The 14,549-nt window shown below is 41.1% G+C and carries 10 protein-coding genes and 1 tRNA gene; 5 read left to right on the forward strand and 6 right to left on the reverse strand.

Features of this window, described 5'->3' with window-relative positions; translation table 11 throughout:
• Nucleotides 1–229 precede the first annotated feature (229 nt).
• Complete coding sequence (locus JMX75_RS09910; protein WP_041753194.1) at nt 230–853, forward strand: BLUF domain-containing protein; 624 nt, start codon at nt 230–232, stop codon at nt 851–853.
• Nucleotides 854–1,098: 245 nt separating this feature from the next.
• Here JMX75_RS09910 and JMX75_RS09915 read toward each other — a convergent pair.
• The 3 genes from JMX75_RS09915 to pyrC all read right to left on the reverse strand — a co-directional run bounded on the left by JMX75_RS09915 (nt 1,099) and on the right by pyrC (nt 3,608).
• Nucleotides 1,099–1,174 (reverse strand) — tRNA-Glu (locus tag JMX75_RS09915).
• A gap of 458 nt (nt 1,175–1,632) precedes the next feature.
• Nucleotides 1,633–2,373, reverse strand: coding sequence for a ribonuclease T (gene rnt / locus JMX75_RS09920; protein ID WP_201532200.1), 741 nt, complete (start codon nt 2,371–2,373; stop codon nt 1,633–1,635).
• Between the two features lie 164 nt (nt 2,374–2,537).
• A complete protein-coding gene (gene pyrC / locus JMX75_RS09925; protein ID WP_201532201.1) occupies nt 2,538–3,608 on the reverse strand; it encodes a dihydroorotase in 1,071 nt (356 codons plus the stop codon).
• A 353-nt stretch (nt 3,609–3,961) separates the two neighbouring features.
• Between pyrC and JMX75_RS09930 the strand changes: the two genes are divergently transcribed.
• Nucleotides 3,962–5,200, forward strand: coding sequence for an argininosuccinate synthase (locus JMX75_RS09930; protein WP_133105055.1), 1,239 nt, complete (start codon nt 3,962–3,964; stop codon nt 5,198–5,200).
• A 130-nt stretch (nt 5,201–5,330) separates the two neighbouring features.
• Here JMX75_RS09930 and JMX75_RS09935 read toward each other — a convergent pair whose 3' ends face one another.
• On the reverse strand, nt 5,331–6,590 hold the full coding sequence (locus JMX75_RS09935) for a hypothetical protein (RefSeq protein WP_201532202.1): 1,260 nt from the start codon (nt 6,588–6,590) through the stop codon (nt 5,331–5,333).
• Nucleotides 6,591–6,869: 279 nt separating this feature from the next.
• Here JMX75_RS09935 and JMX75_RS09940 point away from each other — a divergent pair, with 279 nt between their 5' ends.
• A complete protein-coding gene (locus JMX75_RS09940) occupies nt 6,870–7,385 on the forward strand; it encodes a L,D-transpeptidase (protein ID WP_201532203.1) in 516 nt (171 codons plus the stop codon).
• Nucleotides 7,386–7,517: 132 nt separating this feature from the next.
• On the opposite strand, the gene JMX75_RS09945 is transcribed toward JMX75_RS09940, so the two are convergent.
• Nucleotides 7,518–9,074, reverse strand: coding sequence for a CYTH and CHAD domain-containing protein (locus JMX75_RS09945; protein ID WP_201532204.1), 1,557 nt, complete (start codon nt 9,072–9,074; stop codon nt 7,518–7,520).
• Nucleotides 9,075–9,343: 269 nt separating this feature from the next.
• Entirely contained in the window at nt 9,344–10,930 is a 1,587-nt protein-coding gene (locus tag JMX75_RS09950) for an isocitrate lyase (protein ID WP_201532205.1), read from the reverse strand.
• Between the two features lie 694 nt (nt 10,931–11,624).
• Between JMX75_RS09950 and JMX75_RS09955 the strand changes: the two genes are divergently transcribed.
• Nucleotides 11,625–12,614, forward strand: a complete 990-nt coding sequence (locus JMX75_RS09955; RefSeq protein WP_011514179.1) for a LysR family transcriptional regulator — start codon at nt 11,625–11,627, stop codon at nt 12,612–12,614.
• Nucleotides 12,615–13,090: 476 nt separating this feature from the next.
• Nucleotides 13,091–14,470, forward strand: a complete 1,380-nt coding sequence (locus JMX75_RS09960) for an NAD-dependent succinate-semialdehyde dehydrogenase (protein WP_201532206.1) — start codon at nt 13,091–13,093, stop codon at nt 14,468–14,470.
• Nucleotides 14,471–14,549 lie beyond the last annotated feature (79 nt).

A 14,549-nucleotide genomic window follows, 5' to 3' on the forward strand; every position in this document is an offset into this window, starting at 1 on the left:
TCTAAATATTGTTCAATATTAACAACTTGTTATTTGCCATAAACATATATTGCTTTGATCACTAAAACAGCCTATGATGTAACCAACTTAATACAATTAATATAAATATTTATAAAATCAATAATATACCAAGCCGATTTGTATTTAGAAACGTCTTGCTTCTATGTTTTTTTCTAAAAATGAGTATGGTTGTCTTAGCTACATTTACCTAATTATAGGGAGAAGCTGATTGTCACCAACGATTGATTCTACAAATCCAGTAATGCCAGATCTATGCCAGCTTGTATATCTGAGCCACATTACGTCTACTGGTCTATCCAACTCTAGTACGCTTAACGATATCGCAGAAGTCGCAAATAAGCTGAATAAGATTGATGATATTACGGGTATTCTTTGCTACGGCAACGGTTACTTTTTTCAATATGTCGAAGGTACTGAGCAAGCACTGACCAACCTTAAAAATCGCTTGTTAATAGATGATCGCCACAAAGATTTAAAAATATTGGATTTTTCAGCGATTGATGAACGCCGCTTTGAAGGATGGTCATTACGCTCTATTACGCTTGAGCGTTGGATGGTTAATGAGCCTAAGCTAAAAGCCTTTATGCCTTTTAGACCTGATAGCTGGAAGTCAAACGAATGGCAGCAGTTTTTAGATATTCTGCAAGGCTATTATGAAGCGCAAGAAGTGACCGGTGATACTGATTCTCAGCCGATAAAATACAGCACGCTAGGGTTAACGTTAGGCAAAGTAGTAGGGCAGCACCAAGCATTTTTCTTGATCCAAACCATATTGGGTGGATTGATTGTGTTAGCGCTATTGTGGCTGATTTTATCCGATAAGATTTTCTAAATATCTATATATGTATTCATGAAGTCAGCATAAATTGCTGGCTTTTTTTGTTTTTACAATCAGGTATTAAGTGGTTGTTAGGATGCACGGACAAGGCGTAATAGATATGTTTTATGCTGAAAAGTAGAAACTAATCCACATAAAAAAACCCTATCACAGTATGTTGTGATAGGGTTTTAGTGGTACGCTTATTAGTCTTATCTAACGCTTAACAATCATATTTGCTAATAAGTGACGCCAAATAGTGGCGTCCCCAGGGGGATTCGAACCCCCGTTACCGCCGTGAAAGGGCGGTGTCCTAGGCCTCTAGACGATGGGGACTAGTACAACGCTTCAGCTGCTTTCACCTTTATGCTGAAGTGGTGCGTATTTTAATAGGGTCTGCGCTTGCTGTCAAGCCTTTTTCTACGTCTTTTTAAAATTAAATATCTTTTTTTAAGCGCGCGACGTGGATGCAGGTCATTACGCTTCAAATGATATCGAATCCACAACGAAGTACAAGTACTAATCGTTAATGCAAGCAGCATATAGCCGATGATCGTCGCCCATAATTTAAACTGTGGTTCCATCATAAAGTCCCTCATAATAAGCTTTAATCGTCTATAACAGACGCTAAAAGCACAGTAGGTAACTTAAACCATCTATAGATCTAATCATCGCTTGAGCAAGATGTACGCAAATGATTAAATCGTCCTGTTAAATTGTAAGGTTAAAGTTAGCAGACCTTACAAATAGCACTATTATGGGTAGCGAGCAACACGTACTCTGTAATAACTGATTTATTTGCTATTATCAGTCGCAGTTTCTGTGATTTCAGGCTCGCTATGCATGGCATTAGCGAGCATAGGATAATTATTTAAGATATAACAAAATAGCTCAGCGGTTTTTTGTGTGTCGTAGAGTGCAGAATGAGCGTCGTTACCATCAAAATCAAGTCCTGCGGCTTTACAGGCGCGTGCTAGCACCGTTTGACCAAAGGCAAGTGCTGATAAAGTCACCGTATCAAAGACTGAGAAGTTATGGAAAGGATTGTGGCTCTTATTATTGGTACGTAATACCGCGGCATTTAAAAATGCCAAATCAAAATGTGCATTATGTCCGATTAACACACATTGACGGCAGTCTTCAGTACGGCGTACTTCTTTTAACCCTTTAAAAATACGACGTAGCGCCGTTTTTTCGTCTTCAGCAATGGCTTTACGTAGCGGATTATTAGGGTCAATGCCGGTAAAGGCGAGGGCACTTGGCTCAAGATTTGCCCCTTCAAAAGGTTCGATATGAGCATTAAATGCCTCACCAGGATAAAAAATACCCTGCTCATTCAGTAGTACAGGAATACAGGCAATCTCTAACAAGGCATCAGTTTGCGCGTTAAATCCTGCCGTTTCAACATCCACTACTACTGGTAGGAATTTCCGAAAACGCTCTTTTAGTTTCATGGGTGCTAGCGTTTCTGTGGTCGAATCTATAGGAACGGCTACATCTATTTTGGGTAAAGCGGTATCTTTTTTAATGGTCATATCAGGTTAAATCGCTTTTATCAGTCGGGCTATTGTGTTTAATAAAAAATAAACATCCTATGACACTCATACTATTTTTCAATGAAAAGATAGCATTGCTATCATAGGATAAAATACAGATAATTTACTTTATAAAAAAGGGTTTTAATTAAAAAGTATCAAAATTATCCTTTGATCGACCAAGGTAATGTCTCGCCTGCCATCAGTGGAGTCAATGAGCTACCATCAAAGTAAGGATAATTTGCTGGTATTTGCATCGGCGTATTGATAATCGTAATAGTGCTCTCGTTAACGGGCAAACCGTAAAATTGTGCACCAAAACGACTGGTAAACCCTTCTAATCTGTCAATTTTACCAACACTATCAAACGCTGTGGCATATAAAGGTAGTGCAGTCGCCGCGCTATAGCAGCCAGCACAGCCACAAGCCGCTTCTTTTTTATCGGTTGCATGAGGCGCAGAATCAGTACCTAAAAAGAATTTTGGGTTGCCGCTGGTAGCGACATCAAGCAATACTTTTTGATGGCTTTCGCGCTTTAAGATAGGCAAGCAATAGAAGTGCGGCTTAATACCACCAAGCAATAGGTGATTGCGGTTAAACATCAAATGCTGCGGCGTAATAGTGGCAGCAATTTGATTACCTTGTGACAAGACAAAATCAGCCGCATCACTAGTGGTGATGTGCTCCATCACAATTTTCATGGTTGGAAACTTTGCGATGATTTGTACCATCACTTCATCCAAAAAGCGCTTTTCACGATCAAAAATATCAACATGGTCGTGAGTGACTTCTCCATGTAGCAGTAGGGGTAGATTATATTTTTCAAGCGCTTCAAATACATCAACACAGGCATTGATATTGGTAACGCCATCAGCAGAGTTAGTGGTAGCACCAGCAGGATAGAGCTTGACCGCTTGTACGATGCCAGACTTTGCCGCCAGTTCAATATCTTGTGCGGTAGTATGATCGGTGAGATACAAGGTCATGCGCGGGTCAAATGATGCTTTACGCTCAGCGCTCAGATTGCTGATTTCTAAATGTTGCATAATACGCGCGCGATATGCTTGCGCGTCGTCGACGTTTTTGACTGGTGGTACAAGGTTTGGCATACAGATAACGCGATTAAAGCTCTCTGCCGCATGAGGGACTGTGGTTGCTAGCGCCTTATCGTCACGCAAATGAATGTGCCAATCATCGGGTTGTAGGATGGTCAATTCTCTAATTGAATCAGTCATAGTATCGTCGCGCTCTATATCGTCATATCTGGGAGTAAAAGGGAGTCTTGCTGTGCGGCTATCATAACAGATTTGCTTACCTGACTAAATATGTGGCTGAATATCTATACATAATATCTCTACAGAAATGGTAGGTAATTTATTCATCTGTAGAAGTAAGATCCCATGTTCACTCTATTATTGGCGAGAAAATTATTGCTTTAGTGGCAACTAAACTTGGGCAAAAACCTCATGCCTAACGGCAGTGCCACTTTTGCCAATGGTAAATATGATGTACACTGAGCGAGCAATCTATCTTCCTCGTGATATAGTCGATTTACCTATCATTAAATTCCTCATACTAGGAGTGTTTCATGGCTCAGCTTGATCCAAAAACTATTAATAAAATCGTATTGGCATATTCAGGGGGTCTTGACACCTCAATCATCGCTCGATGGCTACAAGAAACCTATGATGCAGAAGTGATCACTTTCACTGCGGATATTGGTCAAGGTGAAGAAGTTGAGCCTGCGCGTGCCAAAGCTGAAGCCATGGGTATCAAACATATCCATATTGAAGACTTGCGCGAAGAATTTGCTCGTGATTACGTGTTCCCAATGTTCCGTGCCAATGCCATCTACGAAGGTGAGTATCTGCTTGGTACTTCTATCGCGCGTCCACTCATCGCTAAGCGTTTGGTTGAAATCGCTAAAGAACATAATGCTGATGCGATCAGCCATGGTGCAACCGGGAAAGGTAATGACCAAGTACGCTTTGAGCTTGGTGCTGTCGCTTTATCTCCAGACGTCGTGACTATCGCGCCTTGGCGTGAGTGGGATCTATCGAGCCGTGAAAGCTTGATGGAATATGCTAAAGAGCATAATATTGCCATCGACTATGCGGGCAATAAGAAAAAATCCCCATACTCAATGGACGCCAACTTATTACATATCTCTTATGAAGGCGGTATTTTAGAAGATCCGTATGCTGAAGCAGAAGATGATATGTGGCGCTGGTCAGTAAGCCCAGAAGAAGCACCAGATGAAGCCCAATATCTGGAATTAGAGTATGAAAAAGGCGACATCGTTGCCATCGATGGTGAAGTGCTTAAGCCATATGAAGTAATGATTAAGCTTAATGAGATTGGCGGCAAGCATGGTATCGGACGTTTGGATATCGTTGAAAATCGTTACGTCGGTATGAAGTCGCGCGGCTGCTACGAGACGCCAGCGGGTACCATTATGTTAAAAGCGCATCGCGGTATTGAGTCATTGACACTTGACCGTGAAGCGGCGCATCTAAAAGATGAGCTAATGCCACGTTATGCTAAGACTATCTACAACGGCTATTGGTTCAGCCCTGAGCGTATGATGCTACAGGCGCTGATTGATAAGTCACAAGAATATGTGAATGGTACGGTACGTGTCAAATTATACAAAGGTGCTGTGAGCGTGGTTGGTCGTAAATCAGATGATTCGTTATTTGATGAAAAAATTGCGACTTTTGAAGATGATGCAGGTGCGTATGATCAAAAAGATGCAGAAGGTTTTATTCGTCTGAATGGTCTACGTTTGGCAATTGAAGCCAGCCGTGGTCGTGATTTGTCAAAATAAGTATTTTTGACTAAAGGCTTTTTTTAAATCATTTTGTTAAATGACTGATCAAAAAAGAGGTGCTATATAAATAGCGCCTCTTTTTTTTGCTGATCGATTTCTACGATACTATTTTAAACATAGCTATGTTTTACTCAGCTTTTGATTTTTTATCATCAGCAGTGGTATCTTCGTTCACCATAACGATAGCCACATCTTGCTGCTGTCGCTCTTCTAACACTTCCTCTGTAGCAAGTATGACACCGTTAGATTTTTGCGTTTGATATTTGATGGTTGCCAATATTCCAAGCCCACCAATCACGAGAATAATCAGCAGAATGACGGGATTTTTCCATAGGGGGACTGATGCCTCGTATTCAATCGGCTTTTCGCTAAGGGTGCTTGGTGTATTATCATTGTTGCTATTACTGCTCAGCAATCCTGAGCTAACCAACGGTGGCTTTGGTGGGTTGATAGGTTCAGAAGTAATGCGTAATCGATTACGCTGCAAATATATCTCTGATATTTTAGCCAGTTGTACTAGCCAGCGTTGATGTGGCAAGCCAATAGCCGTCATCGGTGCAAACATCAATAAGTCATTGTGTTTACCTTGTTGAATGTTTTCAGCTGAGCGTCCAATGGCTTTTAAGTAGTTGCCAGTTGCCAGTTGCACGTCTTTTACTGGCTCAAATTGTTCGGGTATGAATGCTGTCAGCTCATACCAGTAAGGATCAAAAGCTGGCGGGTTATCTGTCAATTGCTCAGCGATTAATAAGTAACGCTCATCGCTAGCTACTGACTCTATTTTTACCGCTTCTACTGCCGACAATGTGGTTTGTGCCTCATCGCTATCATCAGCTGATTCGTTAACAGCTAAATTTGAGACAGGGGTAGCAAAACGCGCTTTGGACAAAAATTGTGGCTGTAAGGCGAACCATTTATTCACCTCATCATGATCAAGTTGACTATACTCAACCAAAATAGCAAGCTCACGTAGCACAATGACGCATAAGGTAGTAAGCAAGATTTGTACTTGTGGCGCCTTCGCGTCAATCTGTGCTGCAATATACTCACTGGCTTTGCTCACCCGTGCATTATCATGGAATATCGCATCGGCGGCATCATGGCGATGGTACAACGTCGTATTTAGAGTGGCAAAATTCATAGAATTGTACTGGCGCATTTCTTTGACGGCACTGCGACCAAATAGCTTTTTGCTTAGAGCTTGTCCTTGATGGCGCTGCTGATACGCGAGAAGGGCGCTGATAATCGCCTGCAAGCTGGCATCCATTGCCAAACGCGCTTGTGGCAATGACAGCGCTGCTGCATCTGCTAATAATGACACCAATGGCTTGGTATCTTGATATAGAAAATCATACATCGACACCCGTGTCGGTGAAATAGTCGTCATAATCTGCTAGCATCAAAAAGTGTGCCCCTATATTACGGTGTCAAATGTCTTGATACAATCCCTTGATAATAGAAAGACTCACTCATTTTTATGCTGCTATGGTGAGTTCAATATAAAAAAGTTACGTTCAGAATAGCATTATGCTGGGATAAATTTCTCTCGCTTGCTGTGCGCTTTGCACTCCAGAGGCTTCGCAAAATTTATCCCAGCAGTACTGTATTGTTTTTAAATTGAATCGACTATAACAACCATAATCGAAATAACTGCCGGAAAATTGCTATGACAGATAACGAAAATCTTACGACCCAGATAGTGATTAGCATTGCTCAGCAAACTTTGACCGTTTATAGGCGGCAAAAAGTTATTGCTGAATATCCTATATCAACAGCCAAAAATGGAATAGGCAGTCAACAAGACAGTGGTTGTACACCACTTGGTCAGCATATCATTGCAGAAAAAATAGGCGGCAATGCGCCAAGTCATACGGTATTTATTGGACGTATAGCGACGGGAGAAATATATAATGCTGAGCTTGGGGCATTGAACCCTAAACGCGATTGGATACTAAGCCGCATTCTTTGGCTAAGTGGTATTGAGGAAGGCTTTAATAAAGGCAGTAATAGTCAAGGTGGCTGCGATACTTATCAGCGTTATATCTATATTCATGGTACACCAGACAGTGAGCCGATGAGCGTGCCACTCTCACATGGCTGCGTACGTATGCGCAATCAAGATATTATCGAATTGTTTGAGCAGATTGAGGAAGGGACAGCAGTGAATATTATCGCCCAATAAAAGTAGTATTAAGTAGCTGTAGTAGTAATGTATGGATTATAAATTGAGTCGACGATATAAAAAAGACAACCCTTATTCAGTGGGCTGTCTTTTTCTCTAATATTGATAAACATAAAATGACAATATACTCAATTACCAAAATACAGAGCACTCATGAAATCTATCCAAATGTTTTTCTGTGGCTTTTTCTATTGGTATCGAAGCAGCATTTAACCAGCCTGCCGCATATAAAGCAGCAGAGTCAGAGCTGGCTTTACTTTGATAGTACTGCTGACAGTCAATCATATCGAGCTGTTGACCCAGTGCTTTCTGTGCTTTTACGGCACGTTTTAGCCAGCGCTTGGTTTTCTTTTTGCTATACAAAGGTGCTACTAATTCGCTGATAGAACATAGGTTTTTTAGATGAGCATGTAGGTTATGCAATGCTTTTATCATGGATTCTTTCTCTAACTCACTATCTGAATCATCATGGCTGTCCTCTAAATATTGCTCAGCTTCAAGTAATTTGTCATAGTATTTAATAAGTACTTTTTCAAGCTTATTGATAGCCAGCTTATCTGCTTGAGGCTCAAGGCTAGGGTCGCTCATAGTAAAGGCGATGAGCTCAAGCAACATGATCTGGAAGTCGTTAGCACTGATTGCAGTCATTGGTGTAATTTTGATAGCATCAATATCCGCTGTCCAATCAACGATAGGTGCACCGTGCTGTTGTAACATTGGTTCAATCTGAGTACTGAGATGAGCAAGCTTACGATAATCAGCGAGTAAAGTAGCAGTTTGTTGCAGTATGGCTGACCAATCCGGATGGATCTCATCTGAGAAGCTATCAAAGGCTTGTAGTACAGTGTGCAAGCGCTCTATACCGATAGATAGCTGTAAAAGGTGACTATCGTCTTTACTGCCTGCTACGATGGCGCTGCTATTTGGGAGTATTTGCAATAAGCAGTTATGCACGACAGCACGTAAAAAAGCAGGCATAGTGATTTTTTTATTGATACTAAGGGTGCTCAAGTCAGCAGCAGTGGCTGAGCTATAATTTTGTCCCTTAATAAGCAAGCCGCCACGCTCTGCTTTGGTCACGGTAGAAAGGCACAGTTTATGACGTTGACACCACGTTTTAGCCGTCGTAAATAAAAAATCTAACTCACCGGATGTGAGCTCAAATTCAACTTCTTGAATGGCGTCTCTTTGAGTGTCATCGGTGCCATGGATAATTTCTCCATAGTCGTAAGCCATCTCAATACTGTTAACGACTTCATCGCTCGTATCTTCTATCAATAAGCGGGTAGTACGCTCTACATCAGTCACATATAAACGGGTCAGTTTTTTAGCCAATTTTTTGAGCTTAAAATCTGTCAATGCTGGGGCAATAAGGCTATCTTTATAAATCGTTAAATCAGGCATCAGCGCGTTATTGTCGAGCATGGCTTGTACCTGCTCATTATCTAAGGTGGCATTGTGCTCTAGGCGCGCTGCGATACCATCGCCGCCCGCTTTGATAGTCTGCACCCAAGCATCACCCTCCTGACGAATACGCAGGCCAATACCAGCCTGTGCAAGCTGCTGGTCAGGGGTGTCATAATAATGCGCAGCCAATTGTGTTACTTGTGATGATTTGACTTTCGCTTGGCGCATAAGCGCTTTTAATCGCGACTCTGGTACCAAGAATTTCAGCTCTATTTCTTGCATGATGGCTCCTGATTGTTTTAATAAATTTATATTATTACCATCGTATGAAAGCTATCAGTGAATAACAAGTAAAACTTTCGTTTTGGTTGGCTAAATCGAGCCAAATAATTATTGAGTAAATGAACATCAGTTAATTAAAAAAGTGATTGAATAGCTCTGTTATTTTGGTAGATATCGTTACTTATAGCGCACAAAAAAGCCGCCCTACCATGTAGGACGGCTTTTCTTAAAACTTTTACTTATAAAATGTACTTATAAGTGGTCAGACATTAGAACTGGTTCATCGTGTTCTTGCCGCCACCAGCTTTAAGGGCGTTTTCACCAGAGAAGATCTCTTTATGATCATCGCCAAGGTCAGAACCCGCCATTGCTTGGTGTTTAACACAAGCGATGCCTTCACGGATTTCTTTACGTTGTACGCCAGCTGCATAAGCAAGCATACCATCTTCACCGAAGTAGCCTTTAGCAAGTTCATGAACGCTAAGAGCCGTGGTGTGATAAGTAGGTAGCGTGATTAAGTGATGGAATACACCTGCTTCACGTGCTGCATCGCGTTGGAAGTTTCTAGCCGCTTCGTCAGCTGCTGTATCAAGCTCAGTACCATCGTAATCAGCACTCATCAAGTCAGCTTTATTATAGGCAGATAGGTCTTTACCTTCTTCTTCCCACTGAGCGATGATTTGCTTACGGAAGTTCAGCGTCCAGTTGAATGATGGGCTGTTGTTGTATACAAGCTTGGCTTTTGGCTGTTGCTCTTTAATACGGTCAACCATCATTTTGATGTGTGCGACGTCTGGAGTCGGTGTTTCGATCCATAGTAGATCAGCGCCGTTTTCTAGAGCCGTTACACAGTCAAGGACAACGCGGTCGATGTTCGTGTCTTCACGGAACTGATAGAGACCATTAGGCAAACGAACTGGACGTACTAATTTGCCGTTATGCTTAAGTAAGCTGTCGTTCTCTTTGGCGTTTTCTAGCGTAACTTCTTCCATCTCGATAAAATCGATGTACTGAGAAGCAAGATCGCCTGGCTCATTTGATACTGGGATTTTTTGCGTTAATGACGCGCCTTCAGAGTCAGTACGAGCAACGATAACACCGTCTTCAACACCAAGCTCTAAGAATGCATAACGGATTGCATTGATTTTTGCGATATAGTCTTCATGCGGTACAGTTACTTTACCCGCTTGGTGACCACATTGCTTGGCATCAGATACTTGGTTTTCGATTTGCAGTGCACAAGCACCTGCTTCGATGATCTGTTTCGCTAGTAGGTAAGTCGCTTCTTCGTTACCGAAACCTGCATCGATATCTGCAATGATTGGCACAACATGTGAATCAAAGTTTTCGATTTTTTCTAAGATAGCTGAGGTATCTTGACCCGCTTCTTCAGCAGCATTTAGCTCACGGAAGTAGTCGTTCAATACTTTTGCATCCGCTTGACGCAAGAAAGTGTAGATCTCTGCAATCAGCTTAGGTACAGATGTTTTTTCGTGCATAGATTGGTCAGGCAGAGGACCAAACTCAGAACGTAGGGCAGCTACCATCCAACCAGATAGGTAGATGTACGTTTTAGACGTTGTACCAAAGTATTTTTTCTTCGCATACATGGTTTGCTGTGCAACAAAACCATGCCATGCACCTAGAGACTGGGTGTATTGAGACGTATCATTGTCATACTCTTCCATGTCTTGACGCATGATTTTTGCGGTGTACTTAGCGATATCTAAGCCCGTTTTAAAACGGTTTTGTGACATCATACGTGCCGCATCGGTTTCGCTGATATTTTGCCAGTTACCGTGTTTTTGTTTTAGTTCACGTACTAAATCGATCGCTGATTTATATGCAGTTGACATCTATAGTCTCCTTGGTGGTGAATAAATGAGTAAATTAAGATAATTTTGGTCTGTATAGAAAGATGCTGGCAGAAGTAAAAATTTGCAATATAAGCTTCTTGCGTGAGCAATCTCTACTAAACTATAAGAAAATGGTGATAAAAGCAATTAAAACCTGTCGCTTTGGTCAGCTTTTATTTTCCAGTCTATTTTTTGAACGGTTATTTTATGATTAATTGGTTGTTTTAGAAGAGTTTTTCGACGGCTGAAGTAACTGTCATCTTCAAGCTTATTAAGATATTCATCCAAGCTTAAAAAACAAGCGCAAAAATTAAGTTTTTATAAGATGCTGTAATGAATTTTATGTCCGTATTTCAGCATGAAAATACGATAAAATGCACTTGGTAGCTCATCCATTAAAACACATAGTAACGGTCTAATATTGAATAATGCCTAATGAGCGCTTGCTAGCTACTATAGCTAGGTTGCCTTGATTTATCTAGTTTATGATTATTATCTTGGGTATTTCGTTTGATTATAGTATATATAAAACAATGCTTTGTGATGGGTAAATTCAGTTATAATAAGCATATTCCAAAAAAATTAACACAAAAATATTCTTATATCATGCTGTTATAGATGAGTTGTAATAAATAACAGGACAAAAAATGCCATGTTTGTAATGGTGTTTATTCTAAGGTAAAGAGACAAATATATGAATTTGCAGCGGGTTGATTTAAATTTATTGGTACATTTGGATGTGTTGTTGCGAGAAAAAAACGTAACGCGCGCCGCTGAGCAGCTTGGCATCACTCAGCCTGCCATGAGTAACATCTTGCGCCGCTTGCGTAAGTTATTTAACGACCCTTTATTGGTGCGCTCATCAGAAGGGATGACACCGACCGAACGCGCCCTTGAGCTACAGCCTCGTATCCGTGAGATACTCGCTGACTTGACGCAAGTGTTAGAGCCCCGTACCGAGTTCCGTCCTTATAGTACCTCACGTGTTTTTCGTATCATGACCTCGGACTATGCTGAAGCGACGCTAGTACCGAAATTGGTGAAAGCGCTACGCTCAGAGGCACCCAATGTCATTTTGGATTTCTTAACGCCATCGGATGTGTCTTATCGTGATATGGAGCAGGGGCGTGTAGATTTGGCAATCAACCGCTTTAACGAGATCCCGCAAAGCTTCCATCAAGTGTTGGTATGGCGTGATACCTTTAGCTGCCTATTATCTTCTGAAAGTCCTTATGCTCATCGCTTTAATCTTAAAAATTATCTTAAAGCGCAGCACGTTTGGGTATCAAAAACTGGTATGGGCGTGGGCTTCGGTGTCAATCCAGAAAAATCAGGTGGCTTAGGTTCTATCGATCAAGCATTGCAACGTTTAGGTCAAAAGCGCCAAATCAGCGTTTTTACCCGTCACTATCAAATGCCTGCTATGCTAGCAGCAAACAAAGATTTGATTGCAACCTTGCCGACTCGTGTCGCAAAAATGCAGGCTAATAACGACAGCATTATTATGGAAGAGCCACCGTTTTTTATACCAGAATTTGAGCTAACGATGGCGTGGTCGCCGTTATTGCAGCATCATCCGGCGCATCGCTGGTTACGTCAGCTGATTATGCATGTGGCACGTCAAATCGTTAATGATGAAGAAAATCCACCACAAGAAATCCCTGTGATCAATCACTTGTTTTAGGTTGTTTATTGTACAACTGTATATGGTCTTCTAAAGCTCAATTATGTATAGTTAAAATATCTCAAAAACGCTACAGTGCTGCTGGTATAAATTTTTTGCAGCCTCTGTCTGCATAGGCACAGCAAGCAAGAAAAATTAATATCAGCAGTACTTGATGTATCGATATTACTTTTCTCTGACAATATCAAACCAGCCATCGTGCTGGTTTTTTATTTGTCTAAAGTTGTCAAAACTCTCTGCATGAGAGGCTCTATACAAGATTTAGGTTTGCTTAATAACACCGTCACATTCTTAACATCTTACGCACAATTCTTTATAACTTGTAAACCTACTCACCAAGCACTTTGTTATGATAGTCGAACATTAAGAAAAATGATGAATAAAATATCTATTGTTAAGTTGTTCTATAAAGTTGAGCTGTTAGGAATAGGTTGTTTTATAGACTCAAGACATTCTAATAAATAAGGATAATAATCATGGCAGATATTACTACTGTAAACCCAGCAACAGGCGAAGACATTAAAGAATATAATTATATGAGTAATGATGAGGTCAACAACATTGTTGAAGCCTCGCACCAAGCGTTTCTAGAATGGCGTAAAACTAGCCATGAAGAGCGTGCGAAGGTTATTAACTCTATCGGCGAGACTTTGATGAAGTACAAAGAGGAGCTGTCCCGTATTATGACTGAGGAGCGCGGTAAACTATATAGTCAGAGTCTACAAGAAATTGATCTGTGTAAAGCGATTTGTGATTACACCGCAGAGAAGGGTGTGGCCGCGCTTGCTGATGATGAACGTGACATCGAAGGTCTCAAAAAAGGTATTGTCACTTATCAGCCCATTGGCGTTATCTACGGTATGCAGCCTTGGAACTTTCCAGCTTATCAAGTGTTCCGTTATACCATCGCCAATTTGATGGCAGGTAACAGTATTTTGCTTAAGCACGCAGCAAATGTGACTGGTTCTGGCTTATTAATTGAAAAAATCTTCCATGAGTCTGACTTACCGAACGATTTGTTCCGTACGATTCTCATTGATCATGATCAGTCAGAAGAGTTAATTGGTAATGATAAAGTACGCGGTGTCACGCTTACTGGTAGTGATGGTGCAGGTAGCATCGTCGGTCAGCAAGCAGCAAAAGCAATCAAAAAAGCAGTCTTAGAGTTGGGTTCAAATGATGCATTTATCGTTTTAGAGGATGCTGACCTAGAGCTTGCAGTACAAACTTGTACTTTAGCGCGTCTTATCAATAATGGCGAAACTTGTGTTGCTGCAAAACGCTTTATCGTTGTCGACAGTTTATATGACGAGTTCCGTAAGCGCATCGTTGAAGAGTTTGCAAGTAAAAAAGCCGGCGATCCTATGGATGACAGCTCTGATCTTGGTCCACTAGCGCGTAAAGATCTACAAGAAAAATTGCATGCGCAAGTAGAGGAGAGCGTAAGCAAAGGCGCTACTATCTCTGTTGGTGGTAAATTACCAGAAGGTAAAGGTAGCTTCTATCCAGCGACTATCTTGGAAAATGTTGAAAAAGGTCAACCAGCTTATGATGATGAGCTATTTGGTCCAGTAGCATCACTAATACGTGCTAAAGATCAAGACGATGCTTTACGTATTGCTAACGACAGCCGTTATGGCTTAGGGGGTGCTATCTTCTCTAAAGACGAAGACAAAGCTATTCGTCTAGCTAATGAAGAGTTTGATACGGGTATGGTCTATATCAATGGTTATGGCCTTGCAAATCCAGCATTACCCTTTGGTGGCGTGAAAAACTCGGGTCATGGTCGCGAGCATGGTGGTTTCGGTATTAAAGAATTTGTAAACATCAAAGGTGTACATGTTCATAACAGTTAAGAACACGTACAAATGCTGAAGTTAAAACGCTCTAAATGTTAGATATTGAAAAGCCCAGTCATTCATAAATTGAGTGACT

The sequence above is a fragment of the Psychrobacter sp. LFX-11D genome (assembly GCF_904846475.1).
Taxonomy (GTDB): Bacteria; Pseudomonadota; Gammaproteobacteria; order Pseudomonadales; family Moraxellaceae; genus Psychrobacter; species Psychrobacter cryohalolentis.

Coding starts and splice junctions, on each gene's coding strand:
- JMX75_RS09930 (WP_133105055.1), top strand. CDS start 3,962: ATGGCTCAGCTTGATCCAAAAACTATTAATAAAATCGTATTGGCATAT.
- JMX75_RS09955 (WP_011514179.1), top strand. CDS start 11,625: ATGAATTTGCAGCGGGTTGATTTAAATTTATTGGTACATTTGGATGTG.
- JMX75_RS09960 (WP_201532206.1), top strand. CDS start 13,091: ATGGCAGATATTACTACTGTAAACCCAGCAACAGGCGAAGACATTAAA.
- JMX75_RS09950 (WP_201532205.1), bottom strand. CDS start 10,930: ATGTCAACTGCATATAAATCAGCGATCGATTTAGTACGTGAACTAAAA.
- JMX75_RS09940 (WP_201532203.1), top strand. CDS start 6,870: ATGACAGATAACGAAAATCTTACGACCCAGATAGTGATTAGCATTGCT.
- JMX75_RS09935 (WP_201532202.1), bottom strand. CDS start 6,590: ATGACGACTATTTCACCGACACGGGTGTCGATGTATGATTTTCTATAT.
- rnt (WP_201532200.1), bottom strand. CDS start 2,373: ATGACCATTAAAAAAGATACCGCTTTACCCAAAATAGATGTAGCCGTT.
- pyrC (WP_201532201.1), bottom strand. CDS start 3,608: ATGACTGATTCAATTAGAGAATTGACCATCCTACAACCCGATGATTGG.
- JMX75_RS09945 (WP_201532204.1), bottom strand. CDS start 9,074: ATGCAAGAAATAGAGCTGAAATTCTTGGTACCAGAGTCGCGATTAAAA.